We start from the raw sequence: 21731 nt of genomic DNA, 5'->3' as shown, positions 1-21731 counted from the left end.
GCCCTTGGGCGCGCCCGGCTCCCGCGGAGCGCGCACGCTGCCGGTGCTCACCGGTCGTTCCCGGTCCCCTCGGGCCGCAGCCGCAGGCCCTGCATGCCGCCGTCGACGGCGAGGTCGGTGCCGGTGGTGGCGCCGGAGAGCGGGCTCGCCAGGTAGCAGACGGCGCTCGCGACCTGCTCGGCGGAGACGAGCCGCCCGGTCGGCTGACGGGCTTCGAGTGCCGCGCGCTCGGCCGCCGGGTCGGCCGCCGATTCGAGCAGCCTGCCGACCCAAGGGGTGTCCACCGTGCCGGGGTTGACGCAGGTGACGCGGATGCCGTCGCGGACGTGGTCGGCGGCCATGGCCCGGGTGAGGGCGAGCACGGCACCCTTGCTGGCGCTGTAGAGGGCGCGCTGCGGCAGGCCCGCGGTGGCCGCGATCGAGCAGGTGTTGACGATCGCGGCGTGCCGGGAGGCGCGCAGCAGCGGCAGGGCCGCGGCGGTGACGCGGGCGATGCCGACGACGTTCACATCGAGGACGCGGTGCCATTCGGCGTCGTCGTTGTCGGCGACGGTGCCCTGGGCGCCGATCCCCGCGTTGTTCACGAGGATGTCGAGGCGACCGAAGCGCTCGCCGACGGAGGCGAGGGCCGCGTCCACGGACGCGCGGTCGGTGACGTCGCAGCTCTCGCCGTGCAGCCCCTCGGGCAGCCGGTCCGTGCGCAGGTCGAGGACGACGACCGTGGCTCCGCGCCGGGCGAGCGCGGTGGCGGTGGCCAGTCCGATGCCGGAGGCGCCGCCGGTCACCGCCGCGGTGAGTGAGCCGAACTCCCCTGCCGCGCCCGCCGGGGTGCCCGCCGCCGTGTCTGCCGTCTGCTCTGCCATGGGTGTTCGCCGTCCTTCGTACGTACGTATGCGGTGCTGTGCTGCCGTGGCGCTGCGCGCGGGAATCTCAGGAGGCCGGGGTGGCCCGCATGCGCTGGCGCTGGTGGCCGAGGTGGTCGATGTCCAGCTCGACCACGTCGCCGGCCGCGAGATAGGGGAAACGGCCCGAGAGCGCGACGCCCTGCGGGGTGCCGGTGTTGATGACGTCGCCCGGTTCGAGCGTCAGGTAGTGGCTGAGGTGGCGGACCAGCTCGTGCGCGCCGAAGATCATGTCGGCGGTGGAGGAGTCCTGCCTGCCCTCGCCGTTGACGCGGCTGCGCAGGGTCAGTGCCTGGGGACCTCGGGGCAGGTCGGCCTCGGGGACGAGCCAGGGGCCGAGGGGGTTGAAGGTCGGGCAGGACTTGCCCTTGGACCACTGACCGCCCGAGACGTCGAGCTGGTAGGCCCGCTCGGAGACGTCGTGCGAGACGGCGTAGCCGGCGATGTGGCGGGCGGCGTCCTCGGCGCTCTCCAGGTACGCGGCACGGGTGCCGATGACGAGGGCGAGTTCGACCTCCCAGTCCACCTTCTCGGCGCCGGGCGGGATCAGCACGTCGTCGTAGGGGCCGACGACGGTGTTGGGGTGCTTGAAGAAGATGATCGGGGCGGCCGGCGGCTCGCTGCCGGACTCGGCCGCGTGGGCCGCGTAGTTCTGCCCCACGCACAGGACGGCGGACGGGCGGGCCACCGGGGCGCCCACCCGCAGCCCGGCGGCGCCGGGGAGTACGGGCAGGGTGCCCGCCGCCAGTGCGGCGCGGACCCGGGCGATGCCGTCGTCCGCCAGGAAGGCCCCGTCGATGTCGTCGGTCAGCGCGGCGAGGTCGCGGATATCGCCCTCGCCGTCGCGTACGGCCGGGCGCTCCCGGCCGGCTGGTCCTACTCGCATGAGCTGCATCCGACAGCCTCCTTGGCCTCGCGGTGTCACTGCCGGAAACCTATAGGAAATGAATCGGCTCGTGAACCCCGAAGCTTGAGCGATGTGCTCACGCTCGCCGCCGCATACGCCATCGGGGTGGCGTATTCATGGCACAGGCTGGAGAAACTGACTCACCGCAAACCCTTGACCGGGCCGGGAGGGTGATGCGTAGTCTCCTCTCGTTCTCATTTCCTATAGGAAATGGTCGATCCTCTGCGGGCTTCCGCCCTTCCCCGTGGACCCCGCACCGCTACGCGCTCCACCCTCCTGTGAAAGGCCCGCTCCCCCATGAGCATCATCACCAAGGTCGACATCCGGCTCGTCAACATCGAGCCCGAGGTGCTGCGTACCGACGCCTCGCAGACCTTCGTACGCCAGGAGACCGTCCTCGCCACCGTCGAGACCGACGACGGGCTGCGGGGAACCGGCTACTCGTACACGATCGGCACCGGCGGTTCCTCCGTGGTGGCCCTGCTGCGCGACCACCTCGCGGGCACGCTGATCGGCGCGGACGCACGCGGCGTCGAGGCCCTCTGGACGAAGATGCTGTACGCCACGCGGGCCACCGCCCACGGCGCGCTGACGGCGCTCGCGATGGCCGCGCTCGACACCGCGCTGTGGGACCTGCGGTGCCTGCGGGCCGGCGAGCCGTTGTGGCGGCTCGCGGGCGGGGCGCACAGCCGGCTGCCCGTCTACGACACCGAGGGCGGCTGGCTCCAGCTCTCCGTCGAGGAACTGGTGGCGAACGCGAAGGCGTCCCGCGCCGCCGGGCTGAGCGGCGCCAAGTTCAAGGTGGGCAAGCCCAGCGCGGCCGAGGACGCCGAGCGGCTGGCCGCGGTCCGCGCGGCGGTCGGCCCCGACTGGCAGATCATGGTCGACGCCAACCAGTCGCTGACGGGCCCCGAGGCGATCCGGCGCGCCCGCACCTACGAGCCGCTGGACATCGCCTGGTTCGAGGAGCCGCTGCCCGCGGAGGACGTGGCCGGCCACGAGCGCCTGGCCCGTTCCACCACCGTGCCGGTGGCCGTCGGCGAATCCGTCTACAGCGTGGGCCACTTCGCCGAGTACCTGGGAAGGGGCGCCGCCGGCATCATCCAGGTCGACGTGGCGCGCGTCGGCGGCATCACCCCGTGGCTGAAGGTCGCCCACGCGGCGGAGGCGTTCAACGTCAAGGTGGCCCCGCACTTCCTCATGGAGATCCACGCGAGCCTGGCCTGCGCCGTTCCGGCCGGCATGTACGTCGAGCACATCCCGCAGCTCGGTGCGATCACCCGCAGCGCGCTGAGGATCGAGGACGGCTGCGTCGTACCGCCCGAGGCCCCCGGCCTCGGCATCGAGTGGGACGAGGACGCGATCGCGGACCTGCGCGTCGCCTGACACCGGGGCCCGCTCGCCCCTCCCCGCCTCCCCGCCCTCCCCATTTCTCCGCAAAGGAGCAGGAAATGGCAACGTCCCCGTCCGGTCAGGCATCCCCCTCCGGCCAGGAGCCCGCGGCAGGCGCGTCGATGCGACGCGTCATACCGGCGGCCCTGATCGGCTCGGCCCTGGAGTGGTACGACTTCTACCTCTACGCCGTGGCCTCCGCCCTGGTCTTCAACAAGGTGGTCTTCCCGGTCGGCAACGAGTTCATCGGCACCCTCGCCGCGTTCTCGACCCTCGCCCTCGGCTACTTCATCCGCCCCCTGGGCGGCGCCCTGTTCGGCAGTCTCGGGGACCGGGTCGGACGCCGGCACGTCCTGGTCATCACCCTGCTGGTGATGGGCGGGGCCACCGTGCTGATGGCGTTCCTCCCCACGTACGAGCAGGCGGGTTTCTGGTCCCCCGCCATGCTCCTGGTCCTGCGGCTGGTGCAGGGGCTGGGCGCCGGGGCGGAGTTCGGCGGCTCGGCCGTCATGTCCGTGGAGTTCGCCCGGCCGCGCCGGCGCGGGCTGCACGGCGCCTGGCCCGCTTCCGGGGTGTACCTGGGCCTGCTGCTGGCGTCGGCCGCCATGGGCGGAGTCGCGAGCCTGCCGCACGACGCCTTCCTGAGCTGGGGCTGGCGGCTGCCGTTCGCGGCGAGCGTCGTGGTCATCGGGCTCGCGCTCTTCATCCGCCTCAGGCTCCAGGAGTCCCCCGCGTTCAAGGAGGTGGAGCGGGAGGGCGAGGTCATGAAGGCACCGCTGCGCGAGGTGCTGACCCACGAACGCCGCGGCGCGCTCGTCCTGATCGGAACCCAGGTCGCCCAGTCGGTGATGGCCTACCTCTTCCTGACCTTCATCACGGCGTACGTCACCGACACGCTCCACATGGACGACTCCGCGGGCCCCTTCGCGGTGACCGTGGGAGCGGCGGTGGCGCTGGTGACGATGCCGCTGTTCGGGGCGCTCTCCGACCGGGTGGGACGACGTCCGGTGCTGCTCTTCGGCACGGTGTTCTGCGCGGTGTACGCGTTCCCGTTCTTCTGGATCATCGACAGCACGCGCAGCCGGTTCGGACTGACGACCGCGCTGGTCATCGGCCTCGGCCTGGGGGTCGGCGCGATGTTCGGACCGCAGGGCGCCTACTTCGCGGAGCTGTTCTCCGCGCGGATCAGGATGACGGGGCTCACCTTCAGCCGCGAGGTCGGCGGCGCCCTCGCGGGCGGCCTCACCCCGATCATCGCGCTGTCCCTGGTCGAGTGGACCGGTGGCAGCTCCTGGGCGGTCGCGCTGTTCGCGGTGCTGGCCTGCGTGGTGATCGGCCTGCCCGCGGTCCTCCTCGGCCCGGAGACCAGGGGACGCTCCCTGCTGGCGCCGACCCGCGCCGAGCTGGAGGCCTCGACCGGTCTGTTCGAGGAGGCGCCCCGCTCGGCGGAGGCGGACCCCGAAGCCGCACCGTTCCGGGCCGCCGGCGCCGCGAAGCGCTAGCGGCTGCCGGAACGCAGTGAAGGGACCGACCCAAGCGGGTCGGTCCCTTCATCTACCTGCGGTAGCGGAGGGATTTGAACCCTCGGTGAGTTTCCCCACACTCGCTTTCGAGGCGAGCTCCTTCGGCCGCTCGGACACGCTACCGAGAGAGAGCTTAGACCATCTCGGCCGTCCGTCGAAATCCGATTCCCCGCCGGGCGGCGAAGGTGCCGGGTGCCCAGGTCAGCGGTCGCGGAAGAAGGCGGTGAGACGGGCCGCGCAGTCGGCCTCCAGGACGCCGTGGATCACTTCGGGGCGGTGGTTGAGCCGGCGGTCCCGTACGACGTCCCAGAGCGAGCCGGCCGCTCCGGCCTTCTCGTCCCGGGCGCCGTAGACGACCCGGTCCACGCGGGACTGCACCAGGGCGCCCGCGCACATCGTGCAGGGCTCCAGGGTGACCACCAGCGTGCATCCGGACAGCCGCCACCGGCCGAGCGAGGCGGCGGCCCGGCGCAGGGCGAGGATCTCGGCGTGGGCGGTCGGGTCACCGGTCGCCTCGCGCTCGTTGTGACCCGTGGCGAGCAGGGTGCCGTCCGGGGCGAGGACGACGGCGCCGACCGGCACATCGCCGGCCGCCGCCGCCAGGTCGGCCTCGTCCAGGGCGCGGCGCATGGGCGCCCGCCACGGGTTCCGTACGGGATCGTGCGGTGGGGACGGGTCGTGCGGGTGCGGTGGTTCGGTCACCCGCGGACCCTAGCGGACGGTCTCCAGGACCTCGGCCGCTCCCAGCGCGTCCGCGATCTCCACCAGGGCGTCCGTCCGCAGCATCAGCAGCTCCGCCTCGGGGAGCCCGAGGTCGGACAGCACCCCGGTGTCACCGAGCGGACCCGCCGGCACGGCGTCGTCGTCCGGCCCGTCGTCATCGTCGTTGGAGTTGTCGTTGGAGTTGTTGCCGGGGGTGTCCGGCTCGCCGTCCTCCGTACCGTCGAGGCCGACGAGCTCTTCGAGGGCGGCAATCGAGTCCTCGGCCCCGGGTTCGCGGCCGAGCAGTTCATCGGTGAGCAGGATCTCCCCGTACGAGGAGCGGGCGGCGGCGGAGGCGTCCGAGATGTAGATCCGGGGGTCCTCCTCACCGTCGACCCGGACGACGCCGAACCAGGCGTCCTCCTGCTCGATGAAGACGAGCACCGTGTCCTCGTCCACCGAGGCCTCACGGGCCAGGTCGGTCAGATCGGACAGGGTCTCCACATCGTCGAGCTCCGTGTCGCTCGCTTCCCACCCGTCTTCGGTGCGCGCGAGCAGTGCGGCGAAGTACACCGTGACTCTCCCACTGGTCTCAGGGGCTCGCGTTCGGATCAGGCCGGACCCGAACAGAAGACCCCAGTCGTGTCGGTCCGGCGGGAGGACCGCCGGTGGTCCGGCTGCCCTGGGTCCCGCCCATCGGAATCGTGGCAGAAACGAGGGCCTCGCGAGAGCAGTTCCGCCGTTGCGTCGGCCATCAGTTCTCTCCGGCACCGCCACCAGGGGGTCTTCCACCCGGCCGGACGGCTACCAGCGAAACGTCCGCATCCGCATGGCCTGGCGCATTCTGGCGGCCTTGACCCGGCGCGGCTGGACCCGGTCACGGAGTGCCTTGGCCTCGTGAAGCTCGCGGAGGAACTGGGCGCGGCGCCTGCGGCGCTGCGCGTCGGTCTCCGGCGCGTCCTGCGCCTTCTGCGCGTCCCGCGGGTCCTGGTCGTCCCGCTGCTGCTGCGCCCCGTCCGGCATCGGCTCATCACCCCAAGGCTGGGTACGTATGCCCCCACCTTCCCCCCGAACGCGTGGTTGATGCCAGCGCACGGGTACGGGAGGCACGGCTACTGTGGGTGTCATGCGGATCCACGTCGTCGACCACCCGCTGGTCGCGCACAAACTCACCACCCTGCGCGACAAGCGCACCGACTCCCCGACCTTCCGGCGCCTCGCCGACGAGCTGGTCACCCTGCTCGCGTACGAGGCCACCCGCGATGTGCGCACCGAGCTGGTCGACATCGAGACCCCGGTGACACCCACCACCGGCGTGAAGCTGTCGTACCCGCGGCCCCTCGTCGTACCGATCCTGCGGGCCGGTCTCGGCATGCTCGACGGCATGGTGCGGCTGCTGCCGACCGCCGAGGTGGGCTTCCTGGGCATGATCCGCGACGAGGAGACGCTCCAGGCGTCCACGTACGCGACCCGGATGCCGGAGGACCTCTCGGGCCGCCAGGTGTACGTCCTGGACCCGATGCTGGCCACCGGCGGCACCCTGGTCGCGGCCATCCAGGAGCTGATCAAGCGCGGTGCGGACGATGTCACCGCGGTCGTGCTGCTCGCGGCGCCCGAGGGCGTCGAGGTGATGGAGCGCGAGCTGGCGGGGACACCGGTCACCGTCGTCACCGCCTCGGTCGACGAGCGGCTCAACGAGCACGGCTACATCGTGCCGGGCCTCGGCGACGCCGGGGACCGGATGTACGGCACCGTCGACTAGGACGGACGCGGGACACGGAACGGCGACGGCCGGGGCGCTCGAAGAGCGCCCCGGCCGTCGCCGTTCTGCCTGCCCGGCTGTCCGCCCGCTGGCCCCGCCTCAGCAGGAGGACGGTGCCGGGGCCGGCTTCGTCAGGGCGGTCAGCGCGGTGGCGGCCGCCTGCGGCGTGCTGAACGCCTTGAACTTCGTACCGATGATCAGGTCGATGTCCGCGCCCTTGCGGGCGTCGGTCTTCGTAGCCGCACCGGCCAGCTGGGTGCCGAGCACCGGGAGCGTGCCGTTGACCGCGGCCGGGGCGCCCAGCAGCAGGGCGGTGCCGGGGACCTTCTTGTCGTACGCGGCGGTGGCGTTGCCCACCTTGCCGATGGTGAAGCCGCGCTTCTTCAGCTCGTCCGCTGCCGCCTTGGCGAGTCCACCGCGCGGTGTCGCGTTGTAGACGTTGACGGTGATCTTCGCGGGCTTCGGCAGCACCTTGGCGGGCGCGGACGGTCTGGCGGACGGGCAGTCAGCCGTGCGGTCGGCGGCGCTGGCCTGCTTGTCGCCGCCCGTGAAGACGTCGATGAGCTGCAGCGTGCCCCATCCGGCCAGCCCGAGGGCGACGACGGAGGCGGTGGCCGCGAGGACCAGTTTGCTGCGGCGGCGGGGGCGCCGCATGCGCGGGTACTTGTCACCCGTGATGCGGTACTTTCCGCCCATGCCGGGAGGAGTGAGCATGCTCATGGGCGCAGCGTAGTGCGACCCGGTGATGATGCCTATTTAATGATCGCCGGATCGCACCCGTCCGGGTGGGAAAGCACCCGAACGAACCCTGCCGGTATCGAACGGACCGGCGTTCAGCAGGCGGTGTGCAGCGGGGGAGCGTTCGGCGGACAGGCGTTCGACGAGTGCCGGTGCCGGTGTCGCTGTCGGCGCGTGTGCCGGCGGGTGAACCCTCAGCCGAGTTCGAGCACGCGGGCGTGCAGCACCTGGCGCTGCTGGAGCGCGGCGCGGACGGCGCGGTGCAGCCCGTCCTCCAGGTAGAGGTCGCCCTGCCACTTCACTACGTGCGCGAAGAGGTCGCCGTAGAACGTGGAGTCCTCGGCGAGGAGTGTTTCGAGGTCCAGCTGTCCCTTGGTGGTCACGAGCTGGTCGAGGCGGACCGGGCGCGGCGCGACATCCGCCCACTGCCGGGTGCTTTCCCGGCCGTGGTCGGGATAAGGCTTCCCATTTCCGATGCGCTTGAAGATCACACGGAAAGCCTACCGGTCAAGAGGCTCCGGGCGCAGCCATGGAGCGGGACTGCGATGCTGACCGAGGCGGCATATAGGCGTTCATTCCGGAATTGAGGCCGTGATGAGTGAGAGCGACAGCGCGAGCGGGGGCGCACTCGGGAGCGCGAAGGGGGGTGCGAGCGGGGCCACCGGCACGGACGGCGCACTGCCCCCGCGGGCGGCGGAGATCGCGGCCGGATACGCGGCCGCCGGGCCCGCCCTCGACCTCGGCGCCCTGCTCTGGGACGGCGCCTGTCTGCCCGGCGCGCAGATCCGTATCCCGCTCGCCATGCTCAACCGCCACGGACTCGTCGCCGGCGCCACCGGCACCGGCAAGACCAAGACGCTCCAGCTGATCGCGGAGCAGCTGTCGGCGAACGGGGTGCCGGTCTTCCTCGCCGACATCAAGGGTGACGTCTCCGGCATCGCGTCCCCCGGCGCCGCGGGTGACAAGGTCGCCGAACGGGCCGGCCAGGTCGGACAGGAGTGGACGGCCACCGCCTTCCCCGCCGAGTTCTACGCACTGGGCGGCATCGGCCCCGGCATTCCGCTGCGGGCGACGGTGACCGGCTTCGGCCCGGTCCTGCTCTCCAAGGTGCTCGGCCTCAACCGCACGCAGGAACAGTCGCTCGGCCTCAACCGCACGCAGGAACAGTCGCTCGGCCTGATCTTCCACTACGCCGACGCCAAGGGCCTCGAACTGGTGGACCTCAAGGATCTGCGGTCGGTGGCCGCGTTCCTCGTCTCGGACACCGGCCGGGCCGAACTCAAGGGGATCGGCGGGCTCTCGACGGCCACGGCCGGAGTGATCCTGCGCTCGGTCACCGCGTTCGAGCAGCAGGGTGCGTCGGACTTCTTCGGCGAACCGGAGTTCGACACGGCGGATCTGCTGCGGCAGGCGCCGGACGGGCGGGGACTCGTCTCCGTACTGGAACTGGCCGCCGTACAGGACAAGCCGGAGCTGTTCTCCGCGTTCCTGATGTGGCTGCTGGCCGATCTCTTCCACGATCTGCCGGAGGTCGGCGATGCGGACCGGCCCAAGCTCGTCTTCTTCTTCGACGAGGCGCATCTGCTGTTCAACGGGGCGTCCAAGGCGTTCCTGGAGTCGATCACCCGGACCGTGCGGCTGATCCGGTCCAAGGGCGTGGGCGTCTTCTTCGTCACGCAGACCCCGCGCGACGTCCCCGCCGACGTGCTGGGTCAGCTCGGCAACCGGATCCAGCACGCGCTGCGCGCGTTCACGCCGGACGACGCGAAGGCGCTGCGGGCGACGGTGAAGACCTTCCCGGACTCCCCCTACGACCTGGAGGAGGTGCTGACCGGCCTCGGCACCGGCGAGGCGGTGATCACCGTGCTGAGCGAGAGGGGTGCGCCGACACCGGTCGCCGCGACCAGGCTGCGTGCCCCGCAGTCGCTGATGGGACCGGTCCCGGCGGCGGAGCTGGACGCGGCGGTGAAGGGCTCCTCGCTGTACGGACGTTACGCACAGGCTGTGGACCGGGAGTCGGCGTACGAGAAGCTGGGCGCCGCCCAGGAGGCGGAGCAGCGCGCCGCGGCCGAGGCGGCGGACCGGGCGGCGGTGGAGAAGGCGGTCGCGTCGGGCGAACGCCCGGCCGGGCGCGCGGACGGGCGCTCGGATGATCGCTCGGACGATCGCTCCGGGGAGGACCCTTCGCTGGTCCAGCAGGTGGTCGGCAGCGGGATGTTCAAGTCGCTGGCGCGGTCCGTGGGCACGCAGCTGGGCCGGGAGATCTCACGCTCGCTCTTCGGCACGGCCCGCCGCAGACGGTAGGGCGTGCCCCGGCGGACGGTGCGGGGGCGGGGCCGGGGGCTCATTTCCCCTTGGCCGCCGCCTTCGCGGCCTTGGCGGCCTGCTTGGCCTCCTGCTTGAAGGCGCGGACCTCGGCGAGTGACTCGGGCCCGGTGATGTCGGCGACCGAACGGTGCGCGCCCGCCTCCCCGTACGGACCCGCGGCCTCCCGCCAGCCCGGCGGCCGCACATCGAACTGCTTGCCCAGCAGCGCCAGGAAGATCTGCGCCTTCTGGGTGCCGAACCCGGGCAGGGCGTTGAGCCGCTTGCGCAGGTCGGCCCCCGTGGAGGCCTCGGTCCACACCGCGCTCGCCTCGCCGTCGTACTGCGCCACCAGGAACTGGCACAGCTGCTGCACACGCTTGGCCATCGAGCCCGGATAGCGGTGCAACGCGGGTTTGGCGGTGAAGAGTTCGGTGAACGCCTCGGGGTCGTACGTGGCGATCTCATGCGCGTCCAGATCGTCCCCGCCCATGCGCTGTGCCAGTGCGTACGGCCCGGAGAACGCCCACTCCATCGGCACCTGCTGGTCCAGCAGCATGCCCACGAGGGCGGCGAGCGGGCTGCGTGCGAGAAGCGCGTCCGCCTCCGGCTGCTGAGCGATCCGGAGGGTGATGTCCTGGCCCTTGCTGCTCTTGGTCATGGACCCGATGATTGCGAGCCGAGGGCGCGACAGCCAGCGAAACCACGCCGGTGCGGCTCTTTGCAGCCGTTTGCCGCTGTTCTCCACGGCTCGTCGCGCCTCGTCCCCCGCAGTCCTCAGCCGCTGCCGTCGAGTCTGTCCGCACGTTTGTTCAGGTAGCGCGCCTCCGGGATGCTCAGGGTCCCGGCGGCCGCCGCACGGTAGGCGGCGCGGGCGCCCTCGCGGTCGCCGGCCCGTTCCAGCAGATGGGCGCGGACGGCGTCCAGCCGGTGGTGGCCGGCCAGCCGCTCCCTGAGGGCGTCGGCCTCGGACAGCCCGGCCTGCGGCCCGTGCACCATCGCGACGGCGACGGCCCGGCTCAGCGCGGCCATCGGCTCGGGGGCGATGCGGACGAGGACGTCGTACAGGGCGAGGATCTGCGGCCAGTCGGTGTCCTCGGCACGGGCCGCCTCGTCGTGCAGCGCGGCGATGGCCGCCTGCACCTGATAGGGCCCGGCGGGCCCCTCGCCCAGGGCCTCCTCCACCAGGGCCACGCCCTCGGCGATCACCGCCCGGTCCCAGCGGGTGCGGTCCTGCTCGTCGAGGGGGATCAGCTCACCGTGCGGTCCGGTACGCGCGGCGCTGCGGGCATCGGTCAGCAGCATCAGCGCGAGCAGCCCGGCGACCGCGCCGTCCCGGGGGAGCAGCAGGCGCACCGAACGGGTCAGCCGGATCGCCTCCGCCGCCAGGCCCGCCCGGTGCAGGGCACGCCCCGAGGTGGCCGTGTAGCCCTCGTTGAAGATCAGATAGAGCACCTGGAGCACGGCGGCGAGCCGCCCGTCCCGTTCGGCGGGCCCCGGCTGGACGAACGCGGCACCCCGGACCTTCCGCTTGGCCCGGCTGATCCGCTGGGCCATGGTCGCCTCGGGCACCAGATGCGCGCGGGCGATCTCGGCCGTGGTCAGTCCGCCGACGGCCCGCAGGGTCAGCGCGATCTGGGCGGCCGGGGCCAGGTCCGGATGGCAGCACAGGAAGAGCAGGGTCAGGGTGTCGTCCTGGGACGGCGCCCGGCTCCCGCCCGGCAGGGGCTCGTCGGGTGCCGGAGCGGTGAAGGCGTCCCGCGGCGTGAGCGCGGCCGCCGCCTCCTCCCGCGCGCGCCGCGCGTCGTCGCTGCGCAGCCGGTCCACGAGCCGCCGGGAGGCCACCCTGATCAGCCAGCCGCGCGGATTGTCCGGCACCCCCTGCTCCGGCCACTGCCGGGCGGCGGCGATCAGGGCCTCCTGCACCGCGTCCTCGGCCGGGTCGAAGTGCCCGTACCGCCGGACCAGCGCGCCGAGGACCTGCGGGGCGTGCAGCCGCAGCAGGTCCTCGACCTCGGTCGTACGTCTCACACATCGCCTCCGCCGCCGTCGATGGGCCGGATGACCACCGGACGGACGGGCGCTCCGGCGGGCGCCGGACACTCCGTGATGCGCGCGGCGATCTCGGTGACCCGCTCCAGGCTCTCGCACTCGAGGACCCAGTACCCGGCGAGCAGTTCCTTCGTCTCCCCGTAGGGACCATCGGTGATCACCGGCCGGCCGTCGTCACCGGCACTGACGAACCGGGCCTTCGCCGGTTCGGTCAGCCCCTGCGCGTCGACGAGCTCACCGCTCTCGGCGAGATCGTCGTTGACCGCGCCCATGAACGCGAACATGGCCTGCACATCCTTCTCGCCCCAGGCCGGATTCCCGGCGGACGCGTTCCCGCGCATCGCCTCGTAGTCGGTCTGCGAGCCCTGCACCATCACCAGGTACTTCATGAGTCCGCTCCCTCGGTTTCCCTGCCGCCCCTCGTGGGCGGCTCTCACAGGGGACGTCGGAGCGGGTCGACGGTTCTCGACACCGCGCCGGAGGGATTCCCGGGAAGCGCCGAGAATTCCCGGAACGGCGCAGGCGGCCAGGCGGCCGGCTGCTCAGGCGGGCACCAGGGTGTCGGACGAAGCAGCAGGCACGGACCCCGCCTCCTGTGCCGTCTCCTGCGACCGGCGCGCAGTGCGGCGTTCGGCCTGCGGGAGATACGCGATGACGTGCGCGTGGAAACGGTCGACGGCGTCGTCGACGCTTCGGATGAAGCCCGACTCGGCGTTGCCGCGAGAGGCTCCCATCCCTTTGAAGAGGGACAGCCGGAACCCAGTGATCCGGCTGCCGTCCGTGGGAAGCATGTCGCCCGGCTCCGGGCGCAGCCGTTCCAGAGTGCCGCGCGGACCACTGTGACCTTCGAGCAGCGTCTCGACGTGGAGGTCGGCGGGCGCCTCGGCCAGCTGTCGCATCAGTCGCTTGGCCGAGGTGAGGGGGTAGGCCCCTTCCGGGACCGGAATCTCCACCGAGGTACGCAGCTTTCCGGTCCGCAGGTCGGCAACGATCGTGATGATGCCCGGCGAACCGTCGACCCGCAGTTCGGCGGTGAGCCGGCCCTCCTCGCAGAGCCGGTCGGCGAGAGCCGCCCGCCGGGACTGCGGAGTGGTGCCGCGCTGGGCGCGCTGGACCGGCAGGGCCTTCTGGCCCAGTTCACCCCCGAGTCGCAGACATACCTGACGGATGAGGCGCTCCCAGCTCTCGACGACCTCGACGGCGCGCGGATCGCCCTCGCTGAGCGTCTCCGTGTCGATGCCGTTGCGTACGGGGACCCACGAGGGCCCCATGTTCTGGAAGCCGTGGCAGCCGGAGTTCTCGTGCTGGAGGTAGTGCAGCAGTTCCTGAAGGAGCCAGGCGTGAGCGGCGTTTCCGACGCCCTCGTGCCGGATCAGCATGTGTGCCTGGTGGGCCACCTCGGCCCAGGACAGGTGCCAGAGCGCGACCTTGTGCTTGCGCCGTCCGTCGGTCTTGACGGCGACGAGCGGACTGCCTTCCAGGGCCACATCGTTGGACAGCGTGATCACGGCCTCGTACCCCCGACGGGCGGCGATGTCCATATAGTTCTGGACCTGGTCCGACCGCAGGGCGTTTCCGTTGGTCTTCGTCTCGACCAGTGCGGTCCACAGCTTTCCAGCCCGTTCCACCCGGATCACGCCGTCCGGGCGCTTGGGAGTGTCCCCGTGCGGGAGCGAGACCTCGGTGAAGGTCTGCATGCGGCCGGCCGGAGCGCCGAAGGCGGCCGTCAGCCGGCGCCCGAACTCCGGTACCTGTGCCATGACGGACAGCAGGACGGAGGTGGCCCGTACCTCCCGCTCCTTGTCGCTCTTGAGCGTCGGGGCGGGAAAGAGCCGCGCAGACTTCCACGCGTCGTTCTCTGCCAGTGACTTCTTGACCAAGGCCGGAAGCGTCACCTTCTTCTTCGCGGTCCGGGGGCCGCGGGTGCGCTTGGGAGGGGCCGTTGCCGGACCAGTGGCCTCGGCTTCGCGCACCGGCTGACGGGGTACCGAGACGGACTGCTCCGCGGTGGACGGCTGTTCGGCCTCGCCGGTGCGGGGCGGGGTCTGCGCGCCGAGCGGCTCCGCCGTCCCGTCCGTCTCCCCGGCCACGTTCCCGCTCTCGCCCTCGTTCTCCCCCTCGTCGTCGACGTCGATCCCGAAGTCCGTGGCGAGACCCGCCAGACCGGTCTCGTACCCCTGGCCGATGGCGCGGTACTTCCACTCCGTGCCGCGCCGGTAGAGCTCCCCGAAGAGGAAGGCGCTCTCCACCCCGGCATCGGCGATCGAGAACCCCAGAAGCACCTCGCCGGTGCGGTCGGCGACCGTCATCCGGAGATCGTCCAGTTCTCCGAACCGCGAGCCGCCGTACCGGCTCGCAGCCACTACGAGACGCTCGACGTCCGCCGGTACGGCGGTCAGATCGAGGCTGATGCGGTCCTCGCTGCCGCTGTCGGTCGGGGTCTTGCCGAGCAGCTGCACGCTGCCGTCGGCAGCGGTCGTGTTGTTGTAGTAGAAGAAGTCGGCGTCGCTGCGCACCTTGCCGTTGCCGTCCAGCAGGAGCACCGACACGTCGGCGTCGCCGTCGCCCGCGGTGCTGCTCCAGCTCAGACTCGCGATGACCGCTCCGGTGTCGTCGCTGAGGTCCGCCAGACCGACGTTGGCGCCCTTGGTCATCTCACGCATGTAATCCCCCCAGACGCGCAGCCGAGTCGGGTGGTGCCCTGGCAGCGGCGCATGTTGATCAGTGGCACAGCACAAGCCGCTGCGCACCAGAAGGACGGTAGTCCTTGAATGGAGAAGCCGTGAAGGAACCGTGTGTTTCGGTTGTGTGCTGTACGGAGCCTGCGGGCGAAGTGCCAGGCCGGCGTCATGCGCGGCCGTCGCCCCGGCCCGTGGTCGCCGGTAGCCGGGCGCCGGTAACAGGCAAGCGGCAAGAAGTGGTTGTGGTGGCTGCCCGCACCCGGTCATTGCGGTTGATTCCGGCTCCGGCCACCGCTCGGTTGTCCGGACCGGGCCTGGGGCCGGTCATGGGCCATATGTTCTGTAGTCAATCAAAAGTGTTGTGCGATCGAGTCGGAGGAAGCCTCGTTGAGTGCGCGCATATTGGTGGCCGAGGATGACGAGAAACAGGCGCGGCTGATCCGGATCTACTTGGAGCAGGCCGGGGACGAGGTCCAGATCGTCTCGGACGGCAGGTCGGCGATCGACCGGGCAAGGTCGTCGCGGCCGGACCTCATCGTGCTCGACGTGATGATGCCGCACGTCGACGGACTCGACGTCTGCCGCATCCTGCGCGCCGAGTCGCAGGTGCCGATCCTCCTCCTCACCGCGCGCAGCACCGAGGAGGACCTGCTCCTCGGCCTCGACCTCGGGGCCGACGACTACCTGACGAAGCCCTACAGCCCCCGGGAGCTGGCCGCTCGGGTACGGGCGTTGCTGCGGAGGTCGAAGGCTGCCGCCCCCGTCGCGCCGGCGGTGCTGACCGTGGGGGACCTGGAGGTCGACGCGGCGCGCTTCGAGGTACGGGCCGCCGGGCGGCCGGTGCTGCTGACCGGCAAGGAGTTCGCGATCCTGACCGTGCTGACGGAGGAGCCGGGACGGGTGTTCACGAGGGCCCAGATCATCGACCGGGTCTTCGGGTTCGACCAGAACGTTCTGCCGCGCACGGTCGACGCCCATGTCATGAACCTGCGGCGCAAGCTGGAGAGGGGCGGCGAGGGCACGCGCTACGTGGAAACCGTCTACGGCCGCGGCTACCGGCTGGCGTACGGCACCGGGACCGCGGGATGAGTTTCCGGCTGAGGGTGCTCGGACTGCTCATGCTGGTGGCGATGGCGGCCACCGCGGCGACCGCCTGGCTCACGCTCCGGCAGGCCAACAACCAGGTGCGGGAATCCGCCAGAGCGGGCCAGGAGGAGGTGTCCCGCATCCTCGACGGGATGACCACGTACGGCTTCGTGCACGGCACCTGGGAGGGAGCGGCGCCCACGGTGCGCTCCCTCTCGGCGGCCACGGGGCAGCGCATCCGCGTCGTCACGGAGACCGACGTCCTGGTCGCCGACTCCGATGTCCTCGCCGGGCGCCCGGCCCGCGAGGTGAGCGGCCGGCCTCCCGTACTGGCCGATGCCCGTCCCCGGCTCCGGCTCCCCGCCGCCAAGATCCCCCGTGCCTCCGTCAAGCGCACGGTGACCGCGATCACCGATTACCGGGCCTCGGTGGCGTACGCGGCCTGTCTGACGAGTGCGGGGGCCGCGGTGACGGCACGTCCGGACAGCGTCGGCATTCCCCGGGTCCAGGCCGACCGGCGTCCCGCGCAGTGCAAGGAACCCACGGCGGGGGACTCCGCCCCCTACGTCGCACAGGACAGCGCCGCCGCGGTGAAGTGCGAGAGCGATCCTCGTCTTTCGGCATGCCTGCAACGGGTGTTCAACGAACGCACCCTCTCCGTCGCGCCACCGCGCCTGCAGATCGGCCTCGGGGCGCTCGACGAGTCACCGGCCGGTCTGGCCGCCGCGCCCACCGTGGCCGTAGCGGGTGCGGTCGCGCTCGCGGCGATCGTCGCGGCCCTGGTCCTGAGCCGGGCCGTGCTGCGCCCGGTCCGTGCACTGACCGCGGCGGCCCGCGGCCTCGGCGGCGGCGATCTCGAACACCGGGTCCCCGTCACCGGCCGCGACGAGATCGCCGAACTCGGGCGCGCCTTCAACCGGATGGCGGACTCCCTCCGGAGCGCGGAGGAGCGCCAGCGCCGGATGACCGGCGACATCGCCCATGAACTGCGCACACCGCTGGCCAATCTGCGGGGCTACCTGGAAGCGCTCCAGGACGGCTTCGTCGAGCCCACGCCCGAACTGCTCGACTCCCTGCACGAGGAAGCGATGCTGCAGCAGCGGATCGTCGACGACCTCCAGGACCTGGCCCTGGCCGAGGCCGGGGTGCTGACCTACCATCGCGCGGTCACCGACCTGCGGAACGTCCTCGACGCCTCTCGTACAGCGCACCGGGCAACGGCCGAACAGGCGGGTGTCGCCCTGGAGCTGGCGGCGCCCCTCCCCGTCCACGCGGCGGTCGACCCGGACCGGCTGCGCCAGGTCATCGGAAACCTCGTCGGCAACGCGCTGCGCGCCACGGCGCCGGGCGGCACCGTGACGCTGGAGCTGCGGCGGGAGGGCCGGACAGCGGTCATCCGGGTGCGGGACACCGGCGAGGGCATACCGGCCGAGCACCTGCCCCAGCTCTTCGACCGCTTCTGGCGTGCCGATCCGGCCCGGGGCCGCGCCACGGGCGGCAGCGGCCTCGGGCTCGCGATCGCCCAGCAGATCGTCACCGACCACGGAGGCACGATCGGGGTCGAGAGCGTGGTGGGGACCGGAACCACCTTCGTCGTCGCCCTCACGGCCGTCACCGAGTGACCCCCTGCGCGACGGTCCCGGGGGAGCCGGGCATCTCCACGGGACCGGCCGCTCAGCCGCCTGCCAGCGCCTGGGTCGGCGCGAGCCGGCCCGCGCGTACCGCCGGATAGAGACCGGCGACCGCGCCGATCACCAGCGTGACCCCCACGCCGGCCACCGCCGCCCACATCGGCACCGCGGTCGGCCAGTCCCGTACGTACGCGTACCCGGCGGTGATCGCCGTACCCAGTACCGTCCCGCCGAGCCCGCCCAGTGCCGAGAGGAGCAGCGACTCGGAGACGAACTGGCCGCGGATCTGCCCGCTGGTGGCGCCCAGGGCGCGGCGCAGGCCGATCTCCGGCCGGCGTTCGAGGACCGAGATGACCATGGTGTTGCCGACGCCGACCCCGCCGACGAGCAGGGCGACACCGCCGAGCCCCAGCAGCAGCCCGGTCAACGCGGAGTCAGTGGCCTCGCGGGCCGCCAGCGCGTCCGAGGGACGTGAGACGAGCACACTGCCCGGCTTCTCGGGGTTCGCGGTGGGGGCCAGCACACCGCGTACGGCACCGACCCGGTCGTCGCGGGCACGCACGTAGACGGTCGACGGGTGCCCGTCGAAACGCAGATACGTCCGAGCCGCCTGGCGGCCGACCAGCGCGGAACTGTCGATCTCCGGCGCGAGGGGGGCCGGCCGCAGCACCCCGACGAGCGAGAACCAGGTGCCTCCCAGCCACAGCCGGGTGCCCGGGGTGTACGCGTCGAGGCGCCGGGCCGCCTGCGCGCCGAGTACGACGGCCGGATACTCCTCGGTCGCCCTGTCCAGCCAGCGGCCGATCGCCACCTCCGTGCCGATAGCGGCCGGCAGCTCCGGGTCCGCGGCCGCCACTTGAATGCTGCCCGTGCGGCCGACGGGCATCCGGTCGTTGCGGTAGACGGCCGCCCCCTCGACCTCACCGGTCGCGGCCACCTGCTGCACGGGACCGATCCGCCGGATCATCGCCGCCGCCTCCTGCGGCAGCCTGGTCGTTCTTCCGTCGGGCGACTGGCCGGGGGCGACGCGCAGCATGTTGGTGCCGAGCCGGTCGAGCTTGTGGTCGATCTCCGCACGACCGGAGCCGGAGATCCCGACGACGGCGACCATGGCGGCCACCCCGATCGCGATTCCCAGGGCGGACAGGAACACCCGCAAGGGGCGCGTACGCAGGCCGGTACCGCCGAGCCGTACGAAGTCGGCCGGGCCCAGCCTGGCGGGCCGCAGCGCGGAGGCTGCCGCGCGGGCGCGCCTGGAATGCCGGGAGGGGGTCATCCGTGCACTTCCGTACCGGTCGGTGTGTGTGCGCTGTCGGCGACGATCCGGCCGTCCCGCATCTCCACCTTCCGGTCGAACACCTCGGCCATCTCACGGTCGTGCGTGATCACCACCACCGTGGTGCCGGCGGTGTGCAGTTCGCGCAGGAGTGCCAGGACCGCGGTGCCCGCAGCGGAGTCGAGGTTGCCGGTGGGTTCGTCGGCGAGGAGCAGAGCCGGTTCGCCGATCACGGCACGGGCGACCGCGGCCCGCTGCCGCTCGCCGCCCGAGAGCTGGTGGGGCAGATGGCCGAGGCGATGGCTGAGCCCGACACGGGCCAGCGCCCGCGCTGCCCGGCGCCGCCGCTCCCGCATCGGCACACCGGCGTACAGCAGTCCGTCGGCGACGATGTCGAGCACCGGCACCCCGACGGCCAGATGGAACTGCTGGAAGACGAACCCGATGCGCTGAGCACGCAGGGCGGACACCTCGCGGTCGGACAGGGCGGCGATGTCGTACCCGTCGATGACGACGCGCCCGCCGGACGGCCGGTCGAGCGTTCCCATCAGATGCAGCATGGTCGACTTCCCCGAACCCGAGGGTCCGACGATGCAGGCCAACTCGCCGTACCGGACGCCGAGATCGACGCCCCCGACGGCTGTCACCCCACCGGAATAGCGCTTGGACACCGCGGTGAACTCGACGACCGTCCCCGTCCCGCTTCTGCCTGCGGTCATGGGGGTCATTCGGGGACCCTCACCTTCATGCCCTCGCGCACCTGTGCGCCGCTCACCTCGACCTTGCCCCCCGCGAACAGCCCGGTTCCGACCGGTACGAAGCGACTGGGCGAGCCATCGCCGGTGCCGTCCTCGTCGGCGCCCTCCAGCCCGTAACCGCCTTCCGCGAGCGCGATGAGAGCGGCGACCGGAACGGCCAGGACGTCCTTGCGCCGCTTGGCCACATAGCGCACGGTGACCGGTCCGCTCTGCAGCCTGCCGAGGGACTCCTGGTCCTTGAAGACGATCACGACAGCCACCGTGGCGGCGGCTTCCCCGGACCCCTCGCCCGCACCCGCCGCCTCGCCCTCCTTCCCGGAGTTGGACGCGGAGGCGTCCTTGCCCACACTCGCCACGGTTGCCGGTACGGAGCTCCCGTCGGGGAGATCCACGCTCACCGTGGTGCCACGCCCCGCCCAGCGCGTTTCGTTCGCCGGTGCGTTGATGGTCACCATGCGCGATGTGCTCGTGTACGTGACCGGGTTTCCGGCCGCCCCGGAGCCCACGGGGGCGGTGGTGCCGGCGATACGGACCGCGCCGGACGCGTAGACGACGGATCCGGCGTCGACGGTGCCGGTCTGCGGCAGACCGAGATCCTTCTGCCAGCGCTTGACGGCCGCGGCGGTCAGCTCGGTGTAGGACTCGTCGACGGTGAAGCCCGAATAGCCCAGAGCGCTGAGGTTGCTCTCGAACTGCTGGACGTCCATACCGTGCAGGGGCACCGATCGCGGCCGCGCGTCAGGTGCCGGCTGTGCGGTGGTGTCCGGAGCGCCGGAGCGGCTTTTGCCGGCTTGCGCGCCGCCTCCGCCGGCAGCACCCTCGTTCGCATCTCCGCTCCCCTCCCTCTCCCCGTCCCCGCCCCCGTTCGCGTCGGTCTCGCCGGCTGCTGCCTCCTGCAGACCGAGATCCCGGTACATCGGCAGGCTCCCGTACAGCAGCACCACCGGCCGGTCATCGATCCGCAGCACCTGCTGCCCGCGCCGCGCAGTGGTTCCGGAGGCGGGAAGCCAGGTGATCGTTCCCTCGGCCTTCAACGGGAAAGGCACCTCCGGGCCGTGCCCGAGCTGACCGTCGATCTCCGTCTGGTCGGTCAGCGTCTCGCGCGACACCTGAACCGTCCGGCCCCCTCTGCCAGGCACCTTGGCATCGTCCGTATCGCCCCCGCCGAGTCCGAGGGCGCCGGCGGTGCTGACCGCGGCGACCAGGAGAATCCCCACCGCGACCAGGGCAGGTCCCCGGCGGCGTCTGCCTCCGGGGGCGCTTCCGGCTTCGTGCTCGGCCGCGGAGCTGCCGTCCGTGGCGAACTGCTGCTCCGGCTCGTTCATCCCGTCCACCCGTTCGAACCCGTCAGCCTTGGGGCGCGGGTGCGTCGTCCGGAATACCGATGACGGAAGCGCAGGCACGCGTCGCGCGCTTCGCACCCGCTGACGCCGAGTCCCAGGTGACGTCCTGGAAGTGCCCGGAATCGTCGGTATCGGGGAAGTCGGGTGCGCCGTGCTCCTGCATGCACGTGGCGTACTGCTTCTTCTTGCGGATCTCGGTTTCGGACAGCGGAGGCTGCTGCGCCTTCTCGACGCTGTCCGGCACGGCCACGCTGAGGCCGGCGCACTCTTCCTGCGCCTTCAGTGCCTTCGGGTCGCGCTTCCACTTCGACCGGTCGCCGACGTCTACATTTCCCTTGGCATCAGGGTCGGGGGCGTCGAGGCCCGCGTCACGCAGGCACTTGACCCACTTGCGCTGGGCGTCGACGTACTCAGCCAGCTCACTCGTACCGCCCGCGGATGCGGATGCGGTGGCGGAGTTCTTCGCGCTGCCCGCCGACGCCACTTCGCCGTCGCCACCGCCGTCACCACCGCAGCCCGTCGTCAGGGCCAGCGCCGTCAACGACGCCGCACCCATCAGCCACAGTTGCCCCTTGAACCTCCGACGCGCACTCATCCCCGCGTGCTCCTCACAGCCACCGCCGGCCACCCACTGCGCCCGGTGGTGACGAAAGTAGGAGCGCACCCATGAAGGA

Annotated in this window: 21 protein-coding genes and 1 tRNA gene; 6 read left to right on the top strand and 16 right to left on the bottom strand. The window is 71.9% G+C overall.

Going from position 1 to position 21731, the window contains the following annotated elements; translation table 11 throughout:
* Positions 1 to 47: 47 nt before the first annotated feature.
* Both OG521_19420 and OG521_19415 read right to left on the bottom strand, forming a co-directional pair.
* Positions 48 to 863, bottom strand: a complete 816-nt coding sequence (locus OG521_19420; protein ID WUW22841.1) for an SDR family oxidoreductase — start codon at positions 861 to 863, stop codon at positions 48 to 50.
* Positions 864 to 930: 67 nt separating this feature from the next.
* The gene (locus OG521_19415) at positions 931 to 1797 is read right to left on the bottom strand and encodes a fumarylacetoacetate hydrolase family protein (protein WUW22840.1); all 867 of its coding nucleotides are present in this window, start codon (positions 1795 to 1797) and stop codon (positions 931 to 933) included.
* Between the two features lie 309 nt (positions 1798 to 2106).
* Between OG521_19415 and OG521_19410 the strand changes: the two genes are divergently transcribed.
* Together OG521_19410 and OG521_19405 are read left to right on the top strand one after the other, a co-directional pair.
* The gene (locus OG521_19410) at positions 2107 to 3195 is read left to right on the top strand and encodes a mandelate racemase/muconate lactonizing enzyme family protein (protein ID WUW22839.1); all 1089 of its coding nucleotides are present in this window, start codon (positions 2107 to 2109) and stop codon (positions 3193 to 3195) included.
* Between the two features lie 65 nt (positions 3196 to 3260).
* Entirely contained in the window at positions 3261 to 4703 is a 1443-nt protein-coding gene (locus tag OG521_19405; protein WUW22838.1) for an MHS family MFS transporter, read from the top strand.
* Between the two features lie 59 nt (positions 4704 to 4762).
* Here OG521_19405 and OG521_19400 read toward each other — a convergent pair.
* The 4 genes from OG521_19400 to OG521_19385 all read right to left on the bottom strand — a co-directional run bounded on the left by OG521_19400 (position 4763) and on the right by OG521_19385 (position 6449).
* Positions 4763 to 4847, bottom strand: a tRNA-Ser gene (locus OG521_19400).
* Between the two features lie 78 nt (positions 4848 to 4925).
* The gene (gene tadA / locus OG521_19395; GenBank protein ID WUW22837.1) at positions 4926 to 5426 is read right to left on the bottom strand and encodes a tRNA adenosine(34) deaminase TadA; all 501 of its coding nucleotides are present in this window, start codon (positions 5424 to 5426) and stop codon (positions 4926 to 4928) included.
* A 9-nt stretch (positions 5427 to 5435) separates the two neighbouring features.
* Positions 5436 to 5999 (bottom strand): hypothetical protein, encoded by a 564-nt coding sequence (locus OG521_19390; GenBank protein ID WUW22836.1) that lies wholly within the window; start codon positions 5997 to 5999, stop codon positions 5436 to 5438.
* Positions 6000 to 6230: 231 nt separating this feature from the next.
* Complete coding sequence (locus OG521_19385; protein ID WUW22835.1) at positions 6231 to 6449, bottom strand: hypothetical protein; 219 nt, start codon at positions 6447 to 6449, stop codon at positions 6231 to 6233.
* Between the two features lie 103 nt (positions 6450 to 6552).
* On the opposite strand from OG521_19385, the gene upp reads away from it, so the two are divergent.
* Complete coding sequence (gene upp, locus OG521_19380) at positions 6553 to 7188, top strand: uracil phosphoribosyltransferase (GenBank protein ID WUW22834.1); 636 nt, start codon at positions 6553 to 6555, stop codon at positions 7186 to 7188.
* A 99-nt stretch (positions 7189 to 7287) separates the two neighbouring features.
* On the opposite strand, the gene OG521_19375 is transcribed toward upp, so the two are convergent.
* Complete coding sequence (locus OG521_19375; protein ID WUW26731.1) at positions 7288 to 7884, bottom strand: LytR C-terminal domain-containing protein; 597 nt, start codon at positions 7882 to 7884, stop codon at positions 7288 to 7290.
* 236 nt (positions 7885 to 8120) lie between these two features.
* Entirely contained in the window at positions 8121 to 8417 is a 297-nt protein-coding gene (locus tag OG521_19370; protein WUW22833.1) for a type II toxin-antitoxin system VapB family antitoxin, read from the bottom strand.
* Between the two features lie 103 nt (positions 8418 to 8520).
* Between OG521_19370 and OG521_19365 the strand changes: the two genes are divergently transcribed.
* A complete protein-coding gene (locus OG521_19365) occupies positions 8521 to 10230 on the top strand; it encodes a DUF853 domain-containing protein (protein WUW22832.1) in 1710 nt (569 codons plus the stop codon).
* A 40-nt stretch (positions 10231 to 10270) separates the two neighbouring features.
* Here the strand turns inward: OG521_19365 and OG521_19360 are convergent, their stop codons facing one another.
* The 4 genes from OG521_19360 to OG521_19345 all read right to left on the bottom strand — a co-directional run bounded on the left by OG521_19360 (position 10271) and on the right by OG521_19345 (position 14945).
* The gene (locus OG521_19360; protein ID WUW22831.1) at positions 10271 to 10891 is read right to left on the bottom strand and encodes a Fe-S cluster assembly protein HesB; all 621 of its coding nucleotides are present in this window, start codon (positions 10889 to 10891) and stop codon (positions 10271 to 10273) included.
* A gap of 116 nt (positions 10892 to 11007) precedes the next feature.
* Positions 11008 to 12261, bottom strand: coding sequence for an RNA polymerase sigma factor (locus OG521_19355; GenBank protein WUW22830.1), 1254 nt, complete (start codon positions 12259 to 12261; stop codon positions 11008 to 11010).
* The gene (locus OG521_19350; GenBank protein ID WUW22829.1) at positions 12258 to 12671 is read right to left on the bottom strand and encodes a YciI family protein; all 414 of its coding nucleotides are present in this window, start codon (positions 12669 to 12671) and stop codon (positions 12258 to 12260) included. Before OG521_19350 ends, OG521_19355 begins: the two co-directional genes overlap by 4 nt.
* 153 nt (positions 12672 to 12824) lie before the next feature.
* Positions 12825 to 14945 (bottom strand): TerD family protein, encoded by a 2121-nt coding sequence (locus OG521_19345; GenBank protein WUW22828.1) that lies wholly within the window; start codon positions 14943 to 14945, stop codon positions 12825 to 12827.
* Positions 14946 to 15350: 405 nt separating this feature from the next.
* Here OG521_19345 and OG521_19340 point away from each other — a divergent pair, with 405 nt between their 5' ends.
* The gene (locus OG521_19340) at positions 15351 to 16052 is read left to right on the top strand and encodes a response regulator transcription factor (GenBank protein WUW22827.1); all 702 of its coding nucleotides are present in this window, start codon (positions 15351 to 15353) and stop codon (positions 16050 to 16052) included.
* On the top strand, positions 16049 to 17671 hold the full coding sequence (locus tag OG521_19335) for an ATP-binding protein (protein ID WUW22826.1): 1623 nt from the start codon (positions 16049 to 16051) through the stop codon (positions 17669 to 17671). Before OG521_19340 ends, OG521_19335 begins: the two co-directional genes overlap by 4 nt.
* Before the next feature lie 52 nt (positions 17672 to 17723).
* On the opposite strand, the gene OG521_19330 is transcribed toward OG521_19335, so the two are convergent.
* From OG521_19330 to OG521_19315, 4 genes are read right to left on the bottom strand one after another with little or no spacing between them, the layout of a single operon-like run.
* Positions 17724 to 18956, bottom strand: a complete 1233-nt coding sequence (locus OG521_19330; GenBank protein ID WUW22825.1) for an ABC transporter permease — start codon at positions 18954 to 18956, stop codon at positions 17724 to 17726.
* A complete protein-coding gene (locus tag OG521_19325; protein WUW22824.1) occupies positions 18953 to 19684 on the bottom strand; it encodes an ABC transporter ATP-binding protein in 732 nt (243 codons plus the stop codon). The genes OG521_19330 and OG521_19325 overlap by 4 nt, the downstream gene beginning before the upstream one ends.
* Positions 19681 to 21039, bottom strand: coding sequence for a peptidoglycan-binding protein (locus OG521_19320; protein WUW22823.1), 1359 nt, complete (start codon positions 21037 to 21039; stop codon positions 19681 to 19683). Before OG521_19320 ends, OG521_19325 begins: the two co-directional genes overlap by 4 nt.
* Before the next feature lie 22 nt (positions 21040 to 21061).
* A complete protein-coding gene (locus OG521_19315) occupies positions 21062 to 21652 on the bottom strand; it encodes a hypothetical protein (protein ID WUW22822.1) in 591 nt (196 codons plus the stop codon).
* Positions 21653 to 21731: the final 79 nt, after the last annotated feature.

The sequence above is a fragment of the Streptomyces sp. NBC_01463 genome, from assembly GCA_036227345.1.
GTDB lineage: Bacteria > Actinomycetota > Actinomycetes > Streptomycetales > Streptomycetaceae > Streptomyces.
The sequence above is the reverse complement of the archived record's forward strand: the minus strand, read 5'-3'. Positions and strand labels throughout refer to the sequence as shown.